Source organism: Aquimarina aquimarini (assembly GCF_900299535.1).
Lineage (GTDB): Bacteria > Bacteroidota > Bacteroidia > Flavobacteriales > Flavobacteriaceae > Aquimarina > Aquimarina aquimarini.
The window spans coordinates 1-19,009 of record NZ_OMKE01000049.1; the positions used below are offsets into that span (position 1 = coordinate 1).

Below are 19,009 nucleotides of genomic sequence, written 5' to 3' on the forward strand. Positions count from 1 at the left end.
TTCAACAATAGCTAAGGCTATTCTTTAATTTTATGCCTTAATCTAACACAAAATAATTCAAACTCTTTATACGAAATTCTTATCCATAACTCGTATTATCTCTGAATTTTCTTTTATGTATAAGGTTAAAATTACGTGAATTTTTTTTGAAATAGTTTTTAATTCCTGACTTTAGTGTTTTCTCAAATCTATTTTTTTAGCTACTTACCTAGCAACGTAGGCTTTTTAAAATTAAACACTAACAAACATGCGTTTACAACTACCTAGAACATTCCTTATTCTTCTTTTAGCTTTTCTTACGATATCAAATCTCAACTCTCAGATTTACGATCAAGGACTATATGATGCTCTTGAATATCGATTAATTGGCCCATTTAGAGGTGGCCGAAGTGCTGCCGTAACTGGAGTCCCTGGAAAACCTAATCTATTCTATTTTGGTGCCACAGGTGGTGGGGTTTGGAAAACAGTTGATGGAGGACGTGCATGGCAAAATATTTCTGATGGCTTTTTTGGAGGGTCTATTGGTGCAATTACTATATCCAAAAGTGACCCCAATGTGATTTATGTTGGAGGTGGTGAAAAAACACTTCGAGGAAATGTATCATCTGGTTATGGTATCTGGAAAAGTGTAGATGCTGGAAAAACATGGATACAATCTGGCTTACCAAAAAGTAGACATATCCCTAGAATTGCAATTCACCCAACCAATCCTGATATTGTATACGCTGCTGTATTAGGAAACATATACAAGCCAACACAAGAACGAGGACTCTATAAAAGTAAAGATGGTGGTAAAACATGGAATAATGTTCTTTTTGCTAATCAAGATGCAGGTGCTGTTGATCTAATTATCGACCCTAATAACTCTAGAATTCTATATGCTTCAACATGGAACGCCAGAAGAACTCCTTATAGTCTAAGCTCGGGAGGAAAAGGTTCTGCATTATGGAAAAGCACTGATAGTGGTGAAACATGGAAAGAAATTTCAACCAATAAAGGGTTTGCCACAGATACTTTGGGAATTATTGGCATTACCGTTTCACCTGTAAATAGCGAACGTATATGGGCAATTGTAGAAAATAAAGAAAAAGGAGGTGTATATCGCAGTGATAATGGTGGTGAAACATGGACTCTTTTGAATAGTGATAGAAGTTTGCGTCAACGAGCATGGTACTACACTCGAATTTATGCTGACCCAAAGGATATTGATATTGTTTATGTAGTCAATGTATCTTATCACAAAAGTAAAGATGGTGGCAAAAACTTTAGTAGTTATAATGCTCCTCATGGGGATCATCATGACCTCTGGATTGCCCCCGAGAATCCCAAACGTATGATCATTGGTGATGATGGAGGCGCACAGATTACCTATGATGGTGGTGAAACATGGAGTACCTATCACAATCAACCTACTTCTCAGTTTTATAGAGTAACTACAGACAATAGTTTTCCTTATAGGATTTATGCCGCGCAACAAGATAATTCCACTATCCGTATTAACCATCGAAGTACTGGTTCTTCAATTTCTGAACATGATTGGGAAAGAACTGCTGGAGGAGAATCTGCCCATATTGCAGTAGACCCTAAAAACAATGATATTGTTTACGGCGGAAGTTATGACGGTTTCCTTACCAGAAAAAACCATAAAACAGAAACTGTACGCTCCATAAGTGTATGGCCAGATAATCCTATGGGACATGGTGCAGAAGACATGAAGTATAGATTTCAGTGGAATTTCCCGATATTATTCTCCAAACACAACCCTAATCGATTGTATACGTTCTCTAATCATGTTCATGTTACAGAAAACGAAGGACAAAGTTGGAAAGTTATTAGCCCAGATTTGACTCGTAATGATCCTGATAAACAAAAATCTTCAGGAGGACCTATCACACAGGATAATACCTCTGTAGAGTATTACTGCACTATTTTTGCTGCCGCAGAAAGCCCTCTTAAAGAAGGATTACTTTGGGTAGGAAGTGACGATGGATTGGTTCATATAAGTCAAGACGGAGGGGCATCATGGAATAATGTAACACCAAAAGGAATGCCCGAATGGATGATGATCAACAGTATTGAACCTAGTGCATTTGCAAAAGGCACATGCTATATAGCTGGCACCAGATATAAGTCTGGAGATTTTACTCCATATCTCTATAAAACTACAGATTATGGAAAGTCTTGGGTCAAAATCACTAATGGAATCAAAGATGAACATTTTACTAGAGTAGTACGAGAAGATCCTAAGCAAAAAGGAATATTATACGCGGGTACTGAAACTGGTATGTATATCTCTTTTGACAATGGAAACAACTGGAAATCTTTTCAATTAAACTTACCAATTGTACCAATCACTGACATAACAATTAAAAACAATAATCTTATCGTTGCTACACAAGGAAGAAGCCTCTGGATTATTGATGATCTTACTGTTATACACCAGTTAAATAACATTTCAAAAAATCAAGATCACATCTTGTACAAACCTAAAGACTCTTATAGACTATCTGGTCGTAGTAACAAAAATTCTAAAACAGAAGGAACTAATCACCCCGCAGGAGTTATGACATATTTTTATCTCAAAAATTATGATGCTACAAAAGACACTATCTCCTTAACTTATTTCAACACCAAAAATGATACTCTTATATCTTTTAACACAAAAGCAAAAGAGAAAAAAAATCAATTAGAAGTAAAAAAAGGAGCTAATATCTTTACTTGGGATATGAAAGGCAAGGGAGCTGAAAAGCCAAAAGGCATGATCCTTTGGTGGGCAAGCTTGGATGGTCCAAAATCTGTACCTGGCACCTACAATGTGAGTCTTTCTATAAACAAAAAAGAAATATCAAAGCAATCTTTCACCATTCTTGCAGACCCAAGGGCAGAAGCTACAATCCCACAAATGAAATCCCAATTTGATTTTGTTACTGATATCAACAAGACTGTTGACAAAGCCCATAAATCTATTAAGAAAATCAGAAAAATCAACACACAGCTAAAATCCTTTACTACACAATACAAAGGTAATGATACAACTACTGATTTGGTAAAAAAGGCAACAGAGTTACAGGAACAATTTGAAGAGATTGAGAAAGCACTCTATCAAACCAAAAATAAAAGCAATCAAGATCCCTTGAATTTCCCTATCAAACTTACCAATAAATTAGCACACCTCAATGCACTAGTAAGCATGGGGGATTTTGGTCCTACAGAACAAGATATTGCTGTAAAAAATGAACTTACCAAAATGATCAACGAGCAACTCACTCTTCTTGACACTCTAATTTCTAAGGAGATCAAAAGTTTTAATACAGAATTCAATACCCTACAGCTTAATTATTTGTTTGTAGATAATTAGATTAATTTGGTTTTATCATAGAACTCATCTTGACAGTATTGCTATATACAAATGAGATTTCTTATTTTTGGATTTTTAATAGCAGTAGTTATCGCATGTTATTGAAGGATACCTATATTATTTCTTAAAAATATATAATGCTCGAATATTACAATTACATAAAATCATTGCATCTTATCTTTGTAATTACATGGTTTGCTGGATTATTTTATATCCCTAGATTATTTATATATCAAATAGAAGCCTCTCAAAAACCTTCACCAGACAAAGAGATATTAGGTACACAACTTAAACTTATGACCAAACGTCTTTGGTTTATTATTACTTGGCCTTCTGCTATACTAGCTACTTTATTTGCTATCTGGTTACTCATCTTAATGCCAGCTTGGCTACAACAACCTTGGATGCATGTAAAACTTGGGTTTGTTATACTTTTGATCGCATATCACCTAAAGTGTCATCACATATACCAGCAACTTCAAAACAATATTATAAAATGGTCATCAGGGCAAATGCGAATGTGGAACGAAGGGTCCACCATTATCTTATTTGCTGTTATCTTTTTGGTTATTGTGCGTGATGCTGTCAATTGGATTTATGGAGTTGTAGGTATCATATCGCTATCTATATTATTAATGATGGGAATCAAACTTTATAAAAGAATACGAGATAAAAACCCTAATGCTTAAATAACATTGGATTTTCTTTCTAAAAGATATAAAACCAAATTAAACTACTCTATACTCATAAGAGAAGCAGTAGCGCAAGATGCTGAACAACTATTAGCTTTAAAACTTGAGTATATTTCCTTATCAAATACAATCCCCTTATTTGATTATGAATACGCTAACACTACTGAAGAAGAGACAGAACACATCCAAAATTTTCATAAACATCCAAATAGCTTATTACTTGTAGCAGAATATAACGGAGAACTTATTGGCAATATTGACCTTACAGCCAGCTGGCGAAAGAAAATGCAACATACAGCTATGATAGGGATGGGAATACACACCAAATGGCATAATCAAGGCATCGGAACACTATTGATTCAAAATGTACTGGAGTGGTCTAAAGAAAAATCCTCTTTATCAGTGATCTGGCTAGAAGTATACGCTTCTAATTTAACAGGCATAGCTTTGTATAAAAAAATGGGGTTCAAAATTAATGGTTCTATTCCAAAGTTCTTCCTTGAAGCAGGAAAGTATATTGACAAAACTTGTATGCATATTCAAATAAAATAAATCTGAAAACCACTACACCTTGTCTAAATCATTCTTATTATTATCTAGGTCAGCAGTTTTCCTTATCTTCGTGCAACTTTTAGCATAATTTTATGATCAAATCTATGACAGGCTTTGGGAAGTCTATCCTACAGCTACCTACAAAGAAAATCACAATTGAGGTTAAATCTCTTAATAGTAAAAACCTAGATCTCAACGCAAGAATTCCTTCACAATACCGTGAAAAGGAACTTGAAATGCGAAATACCATTGCAAAAAAATTGGTACGAGGTAAGGTTGATTTTGGTTTATATGTAGAAGCAACAGGTGAAGAAACATCCAACAAGGTCAATGAAGCTATTGTAAAAGAGTACATCAGGCAACTATCTAATGTACATCGAGGTGACACTACCGAGTTATTAAAAATGGCAGTACGCATGCCAGATGCTCTAAAAACCGAACGTGAACAAATCAACAAAGAAGAGTTTGATGCCATAAAAAAAGAGCTTACCATTGCTTTATCAGAAATTGAAAACTATAGAACTGACGAGGGGAAAGCGCTTGAAAAAGATTTCAATCTACGTATTACCAATATCGGTGAATTACTTGAAAAAGTGATTCAAATAGACCCTGAACGTATTGAAATTGTAAGAGAACGACTGCATAAAGCTGTTTCTGATCTAAAAGAAGAAGTAGATCAAAATCGTTTTGAACAAGAGCTGATTTACTACTTAGAAAAATTTGATATTACCGAGGAAAAAGTTCGATTAGCAAATCATTTAGAATATTTTACAACTACTTTGAATTCTTCTGATTCTAATGGTAAAAAACTTGGATTTATCACTCAAGAAATAGGTCGTGAGATTAATACTATTGGTAGTAAATCTAATTATGCGCCTATGCAACAATTGGTAGTTCAAATGAAAGATGAGCTCGAAAAAATTAAAGAACAATTACTAAATGTGTTGTAAATGAACCAAGGTAAACTTATTGTGCTTTCAGCTCCGTCTGGAAGTGGAAAAACTACTTTAGTTAAATACTTGCTTAACCAAGAAGAATTGAATCTTGGATTTTCTATCTCTGCCGCATCTCGAGAACCTAGAGGAGCAGAAGTGCACGGAAAAGATTACTATTTTTTATCATTACGAGAATTTAAGGATAAAATTAAAGCCGATGAATTTTTGGAATGGGAAGAAGTCTATCGAGATAATTTCTATGGCACTCTAAAAACCGAGGTACAGCGTCTTTGGAACAATGGCAAGCATGTTATTTTTGACATAGATGTAGTTGGTGGATTAGATATCAAAAAAATATATCCTGATCAGACATTGGCTATTTTTATTAAACCACCTAGTATTGAAGAATTAAAAATCCGTTTAAAAAAACGTAAAACTGAATCCGAAGATAAAATTAATATGAGAGTTGCCAAAGCTTCTACAGAAATGGCTACTGCTCCACAATTTGATGCTATCGTAACCAATGATACTCTTGAAAAAGCGAAAGATGAAGTATATCAATTGGTAAAAAAGTTTCTTTTGTAATACTAAAAATTTGATAGCATATAGAAATTTCTATATGCTATCAAATCAAAACTATGCTTTTTGATGAAAAAAATTGGATTATACTTTGGTACCTTTAACCCTATTCATATTGGTCACTTAACGATTGCTAATCACATGGCAGAACATTCTGATCTTGATGAGCTCTGGATGGTCGTAACTCCTCATAATCCTCATAAAAAGAAAAGCTCTTTACTAGACAATCATCATCGATATGAGATGGTATACCTAGCAACTGAGTCCTACCCTAAATTAAAACCCAGCGATATCGAGTTTAAACTATCGCAACCCAACTATACTGTCTACACCCTTGCACATCTACAGGAAAAATATCCGACAAAGGAATTTCATCTGATTATGGGAGAAGACAACTTAAAAAGCTTTCATAAATGGAAAAACTATGAGACTATTTTAGAGCGTCATAACATTTATGTATACCCTAGAATTTCTGATGGAATTATAGAGACTCAGTTTAACAATCATCCAAAAATACATAGAGTTAATGCCCCTATAATGGAGATTTCTTCAACATTTATTCGCAAGAATATTGCTATCAATAAAAATGTAAGACCTATGCTTCCTTTTGAAGTATGGAAATATATTGATGAAATGAATTTTTATAAGTAAAAAAAGCATACTTATAATTACTTTCTTAGTTTTTGATTAGTGTGTTTACTCCAAAAAACCTATACATTCTTGAAAACTCCTTCTATATAATCAAACAGTTCTTTCTCTTTAAACACTTTTGAAGCAACCGATAATCCTTGTAATGAAATTATTAAATAATTTGCTTTCTCTTCTACTTCTTTTTCACTAATCCTTTCTTCTTGCCGTAGCTTATTATAAAAATTCTCTCGAACGTTTGCTGCAAATTTAAAAACCTCATCAGCAATTAATGTGTCTACACCATCTTCTAATTCATTAATTGTATTGGTTACAAGACACCCTTTATTTCCTTCTTGATCTTTGGAAAAATTTAAAAAATTATAAAAATACTGTTTCACACTTTCTATTCCCTTGGCCGAATCCAAAACATCCAAAAGCTCAGTTTGTATTTTCTTTTTATAGCATTTTAAGCTTTCTAAAAAAACACCTTGTTTATTTCCAAAGCTTGCATATACAGAAAATTGATTTATCCCCATCTCTTTCTCCAACATACGTACTGAAGTAGACTCATATCCCTTTTTCCAAAAAAGATACATTGCCTTTTCTATTACCTCTTCTTCTTTATATTTCTTTTTTCTTGCCATTAAATATTACCAACATTACAAAACTAAGCAAACAGTTAGCTATTTACAAATGTACTTATTTTTTACAGCCTAAAAGAAGAATCAAAAGGAAGCAATCCTTTTGATTCTTCTTTTAGCTTATTTTTATTTACCAGGAAAATCCGCTTTTCGTTTTTCTAAAAACGCTGTTGTTCCTTCTTTGAAGTCTTGAGTACCAAAACAGTTTCCAAACTGTGCTACCTCCACTTTATATCCATTCACACCATCTTCATAACCAGAATTCACTGATTTGATTGCTGCACTAATTGCTACAGAAGAGTTTCTCATAATTTTCCCAGCTAGTTTCTCTGCCAAAGGTATTAACTCTTCTTGTGGCGTTACATAATTTACCAACCCGTACTGTAATGCTTGATTAGCGTCAATCATTCCTGCCGTCATAATCATCTCCATCGCTCTTCCTTTGCCCACTAATTGTGGCAATCGTTGTGTTCCACCATATCCAGGAATCACCCCCAAAGAAACCTCTGGTAATCCCATTTTTGCATTATCGCTCGCAATTCTAAAATGTGCTGCCATAGCAAGTTCTAGTCCTCCTCCTAATGCAAAACCATTTACTGCCGCTATTACAGGTGTAGAAAGGTTTGCTATAAAATCAAAAAGTAATTCTTGTCCTTTCTCGGCTAGTTTCCCTCCTTCTGACACAGAAAAATCAGCAAACTCACTGATATCTGCTCCAGCTACAAAAGCTTTTTCTCCACTTCCTGTAAGGATAATAACTTTGGTATCGGCATCCAAGTCTGCAACTCTAACCGCTGCATGCAATTCTTGAATAGTATCTTTATTAAGGGCATTAAGTTTTGACTCACGATTAATCGTTATAGTAGTAACTCCTTTGTTCTGTGATGTTAGAATATTAGTGTACATTATAGTTTTTGTTGTTTGTTTTAAGTATTCTTTATATTGATGTAAGTCTTTTTACAAACCTAATAACATTTCTTCTTATTGTTATATGGTTTATAATTCTTTTGGGAATTTAACCTTGAAAACAGTTCCTTTTTCTTGTTGTGATGTAAATGTAATACTTCCATTATAAGTTTCCACAATATTTTTCACCATTCCCAACCCAAGTCCCATACCACTGGTCTTAGTAGTAAATTTAGGTTCAAAAACTTTTCTCTTATTTTCTTCACTTATTCCTATTCCATTATCACTAACCATAATTACCACCTCGTCATTTTCTAAAAACACATCGACGATTATTTTTGGCACCTGCCCTTCTGGAATTGCCTGTATACCATTCTTTACAAGATTCGTAACGACCCGTATAAGCTGGGTTCTATCAAACTTGGCTATGATTTTTTCTTTTTCTGAAGGAAAAATAATATAATCTTCATTAAAAATATCTAATGCTAATCCTACAATCTTTACCACATCAAGGGTTTCATTTTTTTGAGCAGGCATTTGCGCAAAATTAGAAAACGCAGAAGCAATAGAGCTCATTGTATCAATTTGCTGAATCAAAGTATCACTATACTCCTGAAGTTTTTGATGGATATCTGGATCTTGGGGATCAAATTTGCGCTGAAAACTTTGCACAGTTAATCGCATGGGAGTTAACGGATTTTTGATCTCATGTGCCACCTGTTTTGCCATTTCTCTCCAAGCTGCTTCCCGTTCGCTCTTAGCCAGCATTACTGCACTTTCTTCTAGCTCATCAATCATACTATTATACGCATTGACCAATGTATGTATTTCTTCTCCAGCATCTCCTATTTGTATACGTTTATTACGTTTATCTAATCGTGTCTGATCTATAGTTTCTGATATTGCTTTTAAGGATCTCGTTATATACCTTGAAAGAAAATATGCCAATACTACCGCTACTAAAAGCATCAACAAATATACTTGCCCCAAGTGCTTTAGAAACTCCAGCAATTCTCTTGTAATTAAGTGATCATCTTCTAGGTAAGGTAAATTAAGTATAGCTAATGGTTTTGCTCTACTATCTGTTATATAAGTGTATGATGACAAGAATTTTTCGTCATTTTTTTCTGACTTTATCAAATATCGCTTATCGTATAAGGAAGCAAGCGTATCTATAATTATTGGATTCAATTTTTTTCCAATCGTATCTTCAATAAAATTACCTTCTGATTTGATCAGTAATTGTCCTGATAAATCGTAAATATTAACGGGAAGTGAGTGCTCTTCTGATATTTGATAAATCCTTCCTCTTTCTCTAAAAATAGAAGTGATATTCTCTTCATTTACAGGGTAGGTTGTACTTTTAAGAACATTATTGATTGCAATTTGTATTCGCTGTTCTTTTCGCTCTAATCTCCCTTGATGATATTCTTCTGCATCTTCTTTATATTGATAGATGGTAACCGCAGCAATCAATATTGAAGCAATTAACACCAATATTGTCATTGATATAAAAATTCGTGTACGAAGAGAAAGTTTTAATAGCTTCATAATATGCTTTGACGAGTAAATATAGCAAATATCGCACCAAAATAGTTACAAAAAGAAATCCTGAAAACCGTTGAATTTCCTAAATTTACCTAGCTTTTTGATTATGGACAATACTACACTACTTTCTGTACAACATCTTTGTGTTTCTTTTTCTTCTAATAAAAAGGAAAATCAGGTATTATACGATCTTTCTTTTGATATACATAAAAATGAAATATTAGGCGTTGTAGGTGAATCTGGGAGTGGAAAATCAGTAGCATCATTAGCCATCCTTGGCTTACTTCCTTCTAAAATCTCAAAGATTACCAAAGGAGATATTGTTTATAACAACATCTCATTAACCAATCTTACAGAAAAAAAATATCGATCAATTCGCGGAAATGAGATCGCTATGATTTTTCAAGAACCCATGAGTTCTCTAAATCCATCTATGAAATGTGGCAAACAAGTTGCCGAAATTTTGCGTCAGCATACTTCTCTCTCTGCCATCAAAATAAAAGAAGAGGTTCTTTCTTTATTTGAAAAAGTAAAACTTCCTGATCCCCATCGGGCATATTCCTCTTATCCTCACCAATTAAGTGGTGGCCAAAAACAACGCATCGTGATTGCCATGGCTATTGCCTGTAAGCCCAAATTACTTATTGCAGATGAACCTACCACAGCATTGGATGTAACGGTACAAAAAGAAATCATAAGCTTATTAAAAAATTTACAGAAAGAATATAACATGAGTATTCTTTTTATATCTCATGATTTATCGCTGGTTTCTGAAATTGCTGATCAAGTTTTAGTAATGTACCAAGGTAAAATGATAGAATACGGTGCGGTAGATACAATATTTCATACCCCAGAAAAAGAATATACCAAAGCTCTGATAAATGCCCGCCCTCCTTTGAAGGTGCGTTTGAAAAAACTACCCACTATTGCTGATTTTCTTAATGAGAATAATCAAACAAAAAAGATTATCACCAAAGAAATGCGAGAAAAACATCATCAACACCTATACAGTCAACCACCTTTACTAGAAGTCATAAATGTTAAAAAAAGTTATTTCTCTAAGGCTGGGTTATTCAAAAAAACTGAGTTTACAGCGGTAAATGATGTAAGTTTTAAACTTTATGAGGGGGAAACTTTGGGGCTTGTTGGTGAATCAGGTTGTGGGAAATCTACCTTAGGAAACACTATTTTGCAATTGGACAAGGCCAATAGTGGTCAAATTATTTACAGAGGGCAAGATATCACACAGCTACCTCCTTCTGCTATAAGAAACCTGAGAAAAGAAATTCAGTTGATATTTCAAGATCCTTTTGCTTCTCTAAATCCTAGACTTACAGTAGGAAATGCTATTATGGAACCCATGCAGGCCCATAATCTATATACCAATAACATAGAAAGAAAGCAGAAAGTAATTGAATTATTAAATAGGGTAAGCCTGTCTGAGGAACATTTTGATCGCTATCCTCATGAATTTAGCGGAGGGCAACGCCAACGAATAGGTATCGCAAGAACTATTGCGTTACAACCAAAACTCATTATATGTGATGAATCTGTAAGTGCATTGGATATATCTGTACAAGCACAGGTATTAAACTTATTAAATGAGCTAAAAGATAATTTTGGATTTACTTACATTTTTATTTCACATGATCTTGCGGTGGTAAAATATATGTCTGATCAGCTATTAGTCATGAATAAAGGGCAAATAGAAGAACGTGGAGATGCAGATAACATCTACAACAGTCCTAATAAAGAGTATACCAAAAAGCTTATTAATGCTATCCCTAAAGGAATATAAATTAAAACAAAAAAAACCTGTTAAGTCTTAAGAGTATAACAGGTTTCATTCATCGCGACTTGGGGACGGTTGCGATTAATTAACAACAAAAATCACATCAACAAAAATACTTTCTTCGCCACATAAACACAGTTTGAAATCAATTCTATTGTAGGTTTGATTGACTTCTGCAGGCGATTAATACGTTTTTTCATAATACGGGGAAACTTTGTGTGGGTTAATAATTTCTTTTTAATTCAAAAAATAATTTTTTTATCTAGGGGATTATTTTTTATCTCGATACTAATATGCAAATTATTTTCAACAACAACGTCAAAATACATAAAGAATCGACAAAATACACTAAATTTTAACATTTATTTTTCTTTTTACTGTTTTTAAGCCTTAAAGCAAAGGTTTAACAGGATAGAAAATTGCTTAAAAGTGTAGTACTTTTCTTTCAAAAATAAAAAACAAAGACCTTGTTAGTAATAACGAAGTCTTTGTTTATTTATTATTCGTTGCTTATTAATTATTATTCGTTGCTATATTCGTAGAATTAGAAATAAACCCTTACAAAGTCATTTCAGGAATATCACCTTCAATAATTAAGTTTCCTTCAGTAGCTTTTTGAATTTCTTCTACAGATACCCCTGGTGCTCTTTCTAAAAGTTTGAATCCATTACTTGTTACTTCTAAAAATCCAAGGTTGGTCACAATTTTTTTTACACACCCAACTCCTGTAAGCGGAAGTGAGCATTTTTTAAGCAGTTTAGATTTACCAGCCTTATTGGTATGCATCATAGCAACAATGATATTCTCTGCACTAGCCACAAGATCCATTGCTCCCCCCATACCTTTAACCATTTTTCCAGGAATTTTCCAGTTAGCTATATCCCCTTGCTCCGAAACCTCCATAGCCCCTAAAACAGTTAAATCAACATGCTGACCTCTGATCATTGCAAAACTCATTGCTGAATCAAAAAAAGAAGCCCCTGGCATAGTGGTTATGGTTTGTTTACCTGCATTTATAACATCTGCATCTTCTTCTCCTTCGTAAGGAAAAGGGCCCATCCCTAAAACACCATTCTCACTCTGAAACTCAACTTCGATCCCTTCAGGAATATAATTAGCCACCAGAGTAGGTATTCCGATTCCTAAATTAACAAAAAATCCATCTTGTAGTTCCTTTGCAATACGCTTTGCTATTCCGCTTTTGTCTAACATATTTATTTTCTTCTGATCTTATACGAATTAAAATAATGAGTTGATTTACCTTCTTGCACCCACACTCCAAAAGGTATTGCAATCATAGCAAATGCTATTAGGCCGTAAAAACTCATTAAAACAATAATAACTATTGCACTTATTATAAATGCTAGTAGTATTTTTCTATTATCTACCACTGCATCTATCCTATTGATATGCTTTTTATCTTCTTTATTACAATACTTACAAGTTACGGCTACTTCATCACCTATCTTCATCTGTAAATCAACTCTGGTAGCCGTTACTGGTTTAAATTTATTCTGAATCTTACATTGTGAACATGTAAACTCTAATCTCATCTTATCTAATTGAGATCAGGTTGTGGTGTCATCCTTAAATAAGGTTTTATTTCCTGATGTCCTTTTGGAAATAGTTTTGCTATTTCCTCATTGGTCACAGAAGGTACTATTACACAATCTTCTCCTTGTTTCCAATTTGCAGGTGTTGCCACTTTCTGATATGCTGTCAATTGTAGTGAATCGATAACACGTATTAACTCATCAAAGTTTCTACCTGTAGATGCAGGATACGTAATTATTAATTTAATCTTCTTATCTGGTCCAATTATAAAAACTGAACGTACCGTTAATTGACTATCTGCATTGGGATGAATCATATCATACAATTCAGACACTTTTCTATCCTTATCTGCAATGATTGGGAAATTAACCGTTGTGTTTTGCGTCTCATTAATATCATTAATCCATCCATGATGAGACTCTAGGTCATCAACACTCAATGCTGCAACTTTTACATTGCGTTTATTAAATTCATCTTTATACTTTGCTACAGTTCCTAATTCTGTAGTACAAACTGGGGTATAGTCTGCAGGGTGTGAGAATAGAATTCCCCATCCTTCTCCTAACCAATTATGAAAGTCTATTTCGCCTTCTGTAGTTTGCGCTATAAAGTTTGGGGATTCATCCCCTAATCGTAATATTGCCATGATTTATGTATTCTAGGTTTATATATAAGAGCTATTCTTTTGTACGAACAGTACGTTGCTCTATTCTTTTTTCATAATGTTCTCCTTTAAATATACGTTGTACGAATATTCCAGGAATATGTATTTGATCAGGATCCAAGGTTCCTGCGGGTACTAATTCTTCAACTTCGGCAACTGTGATTTTTGCTCCCCCACACATGCAGGGATTAAAATTTCTTGCCGTTCCTTTAAATATTAAATTTCCAGCTTCATCACCTTTCCAAGCTTTTACAAATGCAAAATCTGCCTGAAATGCATGTTCCAACACGTACATTTTACCATTAAATTCTCTGGTTTCTTTTCCTTCGGCCACTTCTGTACCATAACCTGCTGGGGTGTAAAATGCAGGAAAACCTCCTTGAGCTGCTCTACATCTTTCTGCTAATGTTCCTTGAGGAATAAGTTCTACATCCAATTCTCCACTAAGCATTTGTCGCTCAAACTCATCATTCTCTCCCACATAAGAAGATATCATTTTTTTGATCTGCTTTTTTTGAAGTAAAAGCCCTAATCCAAAGTCATCAACTCCTGCATTATTAGAAATACAGGTAAGGCCATTAATGTTTGATTTTACAAGTTCTGCAATGGCATTTTCAGGAATACCACATAAACCAAAGCCCCCAAGCATAAAGGTCATATCATTTTTGATACCAACCATAGCTTCGGTAACACTAGGTACCGTTTTACGAATCATAATATTCTATATTTTTCGGATTAAAAATACTAAAAAAATAGTACTATATCGTTTGAAAAACATAGTTTTAAGAATGTACTTGCCTTCATCTTTTTAAGGAACTCATCTTGGCTTTTTTTATTTCCTAAAAAAATAGCTAAAATTCACCCATATCTCGGTTATAGATAAAAGATAAAGATGGTGCTTATTTGTCTATAGTATCTTTTTTAAAAGCATCTAAAAAGTGTAAACAAATTGTGGGCCTCTATAAGCTAAACTCATCTATATTCTCATCTTGAGCATTATTTCTTTTGAAAGCTCTACAATCTACCTCAATAGATAAATCTTTTGGTTTTTTGAAAGCTCCTTTAGACACTTTCAATGTTTCGTCTGCATAACATTTTTGCATATATAATCCCCAAACAGGTAATGCCATAGTTGCTCCTTGACCAAAAGTAGTTGTTCTAAAGTGCACTGCTCTATCATCTCCTCCTACCCACACACCTGTACAAAGGTTTGGCACAATACCCATAAACCAACCATCACTTTGATTCTGGGTTGTTCCTGTTTTTCCTGCTATAGGATTCCTGAACTTATATGGATGCCCAGTAACTACATTTTTAAGATCATACCTAGAAGATGGTCCTGTACGTAAACGGACCCCTGAACCTGATTGTGTTACTCCTTCCATTAAGTTAATTGTAACATAAGCAGCTTCTTTACTGATTACATCGCGAGTTTCTGGAACGAACTGATATAAAATAGTACCGTTTTTATCTTCAATACTAGTAATTGTTACTGGTTTTGTATAAATCCCTTGATTTGCGAAAGTGCTATATGCCCCTACCATTTCAGATAATTTAAGATCTACCGATCCTAATGCAATAGATGCTACTTCTATAATTTCAGACTCTACTCCCATTTTCTTTACCAATCTCACAATAGGTTCTGGTCCTATTCTATCCATTAGACGAGCAGAAATTGTATTTACAGATTTTGCCAATGCTTCTTTAAGACTCATATATCCTGCATAATCGCCATCACTATTTTTAGGTGTCCAATCTTTATCAACTACCCCATTAGATCCCGCTGAAATAGTAATTTGAGATTTTGGTATCGTATCACAAGGAGATAATTTTAATTGATCTATTGCAGTAGCATACACAAATGGCTTAAAAGTTGATCCTACCTGACGGGCACCTTGATATACATGGTCGTATTGGAAATGCTTATAATTCACTCCTCCTACCCAAGCTTTTACATGACCTGTCTGAGGCTCCATAGACATTAATCCAGAACGCAAAAACTTTTTATAATACAAAACTGAATCTCTTGGAGTCATAATGGTATCTATTTCTCCTCTCCAGTTAAATACACTCATTTTTACTTTCTCATCATACGATTTTTCAATTTCTGCCTCACTTTTTCCTTGTTTGAGCATTTTTTTCCTTCTTGCAGAATTCCTTAATGCCCTATCTATAATCATCTTTTTTTCTTTCTGACTTATATCTCTAAAAGGGCTTGTCTTATTTTTCTCTTCTTGTTTATCAAATTCCTTTTGAAGATTTGCCATATGTTCTTCTACCGCTTCTTCTGCATATCTTTGCATACGAGAATCAATAGTAACATTAATTCTCAATCCATCTCTATAGATATCAAAATACTCCTGCTCTCCTTCTTCATTTTCTCCTTTTGGGTTTTCTTTTACCCATTTAGACATCCAACTTCGCACATATTCTCTAAAATAAGTTGCTGTACCATCATTATGCCCTTCTGGAGAATAATCTAATTGCAAAGGCAACTGTTTTAAACTATCTCTTTCTTTTTCAGTAAGGTATCCGTATTTCTGCATTTGATTAAGCACCACATCTCTTCTTGTTTTCACCTTTTCTGGTCTACGAAGCGGATTGAATAGTGATGAATTTTTTAACATCCCAACCAATACAGCAGCCTCTTCTTTCTTAAGATCTTGAGGGTTTTTCCCAAAGTAGATTCTAGAAGCAGAACTTACACCAATTGCCTGATTAAGAAAATCATATTTATTAAGATACATTGTTATGATTTCTTTCTTGGTATATTGTCTTTCTAATCGTGTAGCAATTACCCATTCTTGGATTTTTTGCAGATATCTTTCTAATTTATTTTTTGACCCCCCTGTAAACAATTGTTTTGCTAACTGCTGTGATATAGTACTAGCTCCTCCTTTACTCCCTAAAAACACAAATGCTCTTAGTGTTCCTCTAGCATCAATACCAGAATGCTCATAATATCTCGCATCTTCTGTTGCAACTAATGCTTCTACTAAATGTTGTGGTAATTCCTCATAACTTACAGGAGTTCGGTTTTCTTTAAAAAAAGTTCCTATTTGCACTCCATCTGATGAAATAATCTGTGTTGCCAGGTCATTTTGTGGATTCTCTAACTCATCAAATGTAGGCATCTCTCCATAAACTCCCCAACTAGCCAAAAGGAATACAAGGATTATAAAAAATACTCCTGACCCAAATAATATCCAAAATAACTTTATGTATTTTAAGGTGTTATTAATCGGGGTTTTTGGTCTTTTTTTTGTTGATCTAGGTTTTGCCTTTGCCATACTTCAGCTATTTAATCTATTATCTTCAAAGGTCAATAAAAGTATATATTAACCTTTTAAAATACTTCCTCTTTTTTTGTTTTCTATTTAATCCTTTTTAAGAATTTGAGCATTCTCAATTCTAAATCCAATATCAGTAATCCCTTCAAGAGATGAGACGCCATCAACCTTTCCATTCTTTCTCATTGCATGTTGCAATGATATGGTATAATTTCCTTTTTCTATAAACCTCATATTTTCTTTATACCACAGTTTATTTTCTTTGAGATCAGAAAATCCACTCCCCAACCATTCTCCTTCTGGAGTAGCCATGACATACTCTAAAGTATCTGTAACAACCTTACCATTAGGAAATTTCATTTCGCTGATCAAAAATATATTACTGTATTTGTACGCATTATTATTACGTACATTAATAAATAAATTATAGGTTTGTGTGCTATCAAGTACAGGAAGTGTAAAGTTTATTTTTTCATCCTTATTCCAGATATCATCCACAGTTTGATATGTATCAAAAATCTGTTTGTTGTCACAGGATGATAATATACTTATTACAATAAAAGTTATTAAAAAAACCCTAAGCTTTATCATTGTTTTTATTACGGGACCTACGCTTTTTATTTCTTTGATTACTTGACTTGTTTGACTTTTTGTTTTCAGGGTTTCCTCCTTTTGTTTTACTTGAAACCGTTACTTGTTGCTTTTCTGAAGGTCTTTTCCCCTTTGTTTTTCTTTTATTACGGTTTCTTCTTTTATTTCTTTTAGGCTGATCAAAACGTGTTAGACTATCTTGTCCTACAACGTTTTCAAAATCTGTTTTAGTATCTTCTATCAATTCTGAAGCAAACTCTTCTAATCCAGCAACTTTCTCATTATTAGAATTTACTGCTATTATTTCATTTGCATCTTCAACAGAAATTTTATGCCAATTCATCCATTCTCCTTCATAAGCATACCATAAAAATCCTTTAAAAATATCTATTTTCTGACATACAGCTGTCCCCTTTTCGGTTCTTAGTTTTACATCAGTTTTAGGAAAACTATTAAGCGCATCAATATATGCATCTAGTTCATAATTAAGACAACATTTTAATTTCCCGCATTGACCTGCCAGTTTTTGCGGGTTCAAAGATAACTGCTGATATCTTGCCGCACTTGTATTTACCGATCTAAAATCAGTAAGCCAGGTAGAACAACATAGTTCTCGCCCACAAGACCCTACTCCTCCCAATCTGGCTGCTTCTTGCCTAAAACCTACTTGTCGCATTTCTATTCGAGTACTAAACTCATGGGCAAATTCTTTGATCAATTGCCTAAAATCAACTCGTTCTTCTGCTGTATAGTAAAAAGTAGCTTTTGATCCATCTCCTTGAAATTCAATATCAGAAATCTTCATTTGCAATTCTAATCGTATTGCTATTTCACGAGCACGAACCTTCATACTTTCTTCACGCCCTCTGGCCTTCTGCCATATATCAATATCTTTTTGAGAGGCTTTTCTGTAGATTTTCTTGATTTCTTCGCTATCTTGATCTACTTTCTTTTTCTTCATCTGAATACGAACCAGTTCTCCTGTTAGGGTAACAATTCCTACATCATGACCTGGAGAAGACTCTGTTGCTACAACATCACCAATATTCAAAGAAATATTTTCTGTATTCCTAAAGAAATTTTTTCTTCCGTTTTTAAATCGTATTTCGACATAGGGAAATGGTAGTGATCCACCAGGAAGTGACATATTTGATAACCAATCAAAAACTGTCAATTTATTACAACCATCTGTACCACAGGTACCGTTATTATTACAGCCCTTAGGTTGCCCGTCTTTTGCGGAGGAACAACTGTTACACCCCATATTTTCTATATAT

At 33.9% G+C, this 19,009-nt stretch carries 17 protein-coding genes; 7 read left to right on the forward strand and 10 right to left on the reverse strand.

The genetic code is table 11. The features are described 5' to 3' along the window. Nucleotides 1–247 precede the first annotated feature (247 nt). The 6 genes from DG508_RS17650 (at nt 248) to nadD (ending at nt 6,767) form a co-directional block, all read left to right on the forward strand. Nucleotides 248–3,358: a WD40/YVTN/BNR-like repeat-containing protein gene (locus DG508_RS17650; RefSeq protein ID WP_108869411.1), complete on the forward strand. Its 3,111-nt coding sequence runs from the start codon at nt 248–250 to the stop codon at nt 3,356–3,358. A 137-nt stretch (nt 3,359–3,495) separates the two neighbouring features. Further along, nucleotides 3,496–4,047: a CopD family protein gene (locus tag DG508_RS17655; protein ID WP_108869412.1), complete on the forward strand. Its 552-nt coding sequence runs from the start codon at nt 3,496–3,498 to the stop codon at nt 4,045–4,047. A gap of 6 nt (nt 4,048–4,053) precedes the next feature. Then, a complete protein-coding gene (locus tag DG508_RS17660) occupies nt 4,054–4,602 on the forward strand; it encodes a GNAT family N-acetyltransferase (RefSeq protein WP_159090910.1) in 549 nt (182 codons plus the stop codon). A 92-nt stretch (nt 4,603–4,694) separates the two neighbouring features. Next, complete coding sequence (locus DG508_RS17665; RefSeq protein WP_108869414.1) at nt 4,695–5,552, forward strand: YicC/YloC family endoribonuclease; 858 nt, start codon at nt 4,695–4,697, stop codon at nt 5,550–5,552. Further along, nucleotides 5,553–6,122 carry a guanylate kinase gene (gene gmk, locus DG508_RS17670; RefSeq protein WP_108869415.1) on the forward strand — a complete coding sequence of 190 codons (570 nt, stop codon included), beginning with the start codon at nt 5,553–5,555 and terminating at the stop codon, nt 6,120–6,122. A gap of 63 nt (nt 6,123–6,185) precedes the next feature. After that, nucleotides 6,186–6,767, forward strand: coding sequence for a nicotinate (nicotinamide) nucleotide adenylyltransferase (gene nadD / locus DG508_RS17675; RefSeq protein ID WP_108869416.1), 582 nt, complete (start codon nt 6,186–6,188; stop codon nt 6,765–6,767). A gap of 59 nt (nt 6,768–6,826) precedes the next feature. On the opposite strand, the gene DG508_RS17680 is transcribed toward nadD, so the two are convergent. The 3 genes from DG508_RS17680 to DG508_RS17690 form a co-directional block, all read right to left on the reverse strand. Next, the gene (locus DG508_RS17680; protein WP_108869417.1) at nt 6,827–7,390 is read right to left on the reverse strand and encodes a TetR/AcrR family transcriptional regulator; all 564 of its coding nucleotides are present in this window, start codon (nt 7,388–7,390) and stop codon (nt 6,827–6,829) included. 123 nt (nt 7,391–7,513) lie between these two features. After that, nucleotides 7,514–8,296, reverse strand: a complete 783-nt coding sequence (locus tag DG508_RS17685; protein ID WP_103863836.1) for an enoyl-CoA hydratase/isomerase family protein — start codon at nt 8,294–8,296, stop codon at nt 7,514–7,516. A gap of 87 nt (nt 8,297–8,383) precedes the next feature. Beyond that, on the reverse strand, nt 8,384–9,844 hold the full coding sequence (locus tag DG508_RS17690; RefSeq protein WP_108869418.1) for a sensor histidine kinase: 1,461 nt from the start codon (nt 9,842–9,844) through the stop codon (nt 8,384–8,386). Nucleotides 9,845–9,947: 103 nt separating this feature from the next. Here DG508_RS17690 and DG508_RS17695 point away from each other — a divergent pair, with 103 nt between their 5' ends. Beyond that, entirely contained in the window at nt 9,948–11,639 is a 1,692-nt protein-coding gene (locus DG508_RS17695) for an ABC transporter ATP-binding protein (protein ID WP_108869419.1), read from the forward strand. A 552-nt stretch (nt 11,640–12,191) separates the two neighbouring features. On the opposite strand, the gene DG508_RS17700 is transcribed toward DG508_RS17695, so the two are convergent. The 7 genes from DG508_RS17700 to DG508_RS17730 form a co-directional block, all read right to left on the reverse strand. Continuing rightward, nucleotides 12,192–12,845, reverse strand: coding sequence for a CoA transferase subunit B (locus tag DG508_RS17700; protein ID WP_108869420.1), 654 nt, complete (start codon nt 12,843–12,845; stop codon nt 12,192–12,194). A 2-nt stretch (nt 12,846–12,847) separates the two neighbouring features. Beyond that, nucleotides 12,848–13,186, reverse strand: a complete 339-nt coding sequence (locus tag DG508_RS17705) for a hypothetical protein (RefSeq protein ID WP_108869421.1) — start codon at nt 13,184–13,186, stop codon at nt 12,848–12,850. A 5-nt stretch (nt 13,187–13,191) separates the two neighbouring features. After that, nucleotides 13,192–13,833, reverse strand: a complete 642-nt coding sequence (locus tag DG508_RS17710) for a peroxiredoxin (protein ID WP_108869422.1) — start codon at nt 13,831–13,833, stop codon at nt 13,192–13,194. A gap of 31 nt (nt 13,834–13,864) precedes the next feature. Continuing rightward, nucleotides 13,865–14,566: a CoA transferase subunit A gene (locus DG508_RS17715; protein WP_108869423.1), complete on the reverse strand. Its 702-nt coding sequence runs from the start codon at nt 14,564–14,566 to the stop codon at nt 13,865–13,867. Nucleotides 14,567–14,810: 244 nt separating this feature from the next. Continuing rightward, nucleotides 14,811–17,141 carry a penicillin-binding protein 1A gene (locus tag DG508_RS17720; RefSeq protein WP_108869424.1) on the reverse strand — a complete coding sequence of 777 codons (2,331 nt, stop codon included), beginning with the start codon at nt 17,139–17,141 and terminating at the stop codon, nt 14,811–14,813. Nucleotides 17,142–17,228: 87 nt separating this feature from the next. Further along, entirely contained in the window at nt 17,229–17,732 is a 504-nt protein-coding gene (locus DG508_RS17725) for a gliding motility lipoprotein GldH (RefSeq protein WP_108869425.1), read from the reverse strand. Next, nucleotides 17,719–18,996, reverse strand: coding sequence for a PSP1 domain-containing protein (locus DG508_RS17730; protein WP_108869426.1), 1,278 nt, complete (start codon nt 18,994–18,996; stop codon nt 17,719–17,721). Before DG508_RS17730 ends, DG508_RS17725 begins: the two co-directional genes overlap by 14 nt. Between the last annotated feature and the right edge of the window lie 13 nt (nt 18,997–19,009).

Bases quoted from the DNA above. Each gene is read 5' to 3' on its own strand.
- DG508_RS17650 (WP_108869411.1), top strand. From the start codon at position 248: ATGCGTTTACAACTACCTAGAACATTCCTTATTCTTCTTTTAGCTTTT.
- DG508_RS17655 (WP_108869412.1), top strand. From the start codon at position 3,496: ATGCTCGAATATTACAATTACATAAAATCATTGCATCTTATCTTTGTA.
- DG508_RS17665 (WP_108869414.1), top strand. From the start codon at position 4,695: ATGATCAAATCTATGACAGGCTTTGGGAAGTCTATCCTACAGCTACCT.
- gmk (WP_108869415.1), top strand. From the start codon at position 5,553: ATGAACCAAGGTAAACTTATTGTGCTTTCAGCTCCGTCTGGAAGTGGA.
- nadD (WP_108869416.1), top strand. From the start codon at position 6,186: ATGAAAAAAATTGGATTATACTTTGGTACCTTTAACCCTATTCATATT.
- DG508_RS17680 (WP_108869417.1), bottom strand. From the start codon at position 7,390: ATGGCAAGAAAAAAGAAATATAAAGAAGAAGAGGTAATAGAAAAGGCA.
- DG508_RS17690 (WP_108869418.1), bottom strand. From the start codon at position 9,844: ATGAAGCTATTAAAACTTTCTCTTCGTACACGAATTTTTATATCAATG.
- DG508_RS17695 (WP_108869419.1), top strand. From the start codon at position 9,948: ATGGACAATACTACACTACTTTCTGTACAACATCTTTGTGTTTCTTTT.
- DG508_RS17700 (WP_108869420.1), bottom strand. From the start codon at position 12,845: ATGTTAGACAAAAGCGGAATAGCAAAGCGTATTGCAAAGGAACTACAA.
- DG508_RS17705 (WP_108869421.1), bottom strand. From the start codon at position 13,186: ATGAGATTAGAGTTTACATGTTCACAATGTAAGATTCAGAATAAATTT.
- DG508_RS17710 (WP_108869422.1), bottom strand. From the start codon at position 13,833: ATGGCAATATTACGATTAGGGGATGAATCCCCAAACTTTATAGCGCAA.
- DG508_RS17715 (WP_108869423.1), bottom strand. From the start codon at position 14,566: ATGATTCGTAAAACGGTACCTAGTGTTACCGAAGCTATGGTTGGTATC.
- DG508_RS17720 (WP_108869424.1), bottom strand. From the start codon at position 17,141: ATGGCAAAGGCAAAACCTAGATCAACAAAAAAAAGACCAAAAACCCCG.
- DG508_RS17725 (WP_108869425.1), bottom strand. From the start codon at position 17,732: ATGATAAAGCTTAGGGTTTTTTTAATAACTTTTATTGTAATAAGTATA.
- DG508_RS17730 (WP_108869426.1), bottom strand. From the start codon at position 18,996: ATGGGGTGTAACAGTTGTTCCTCCGCAAAAGACGGGCAACCTAAGGGC.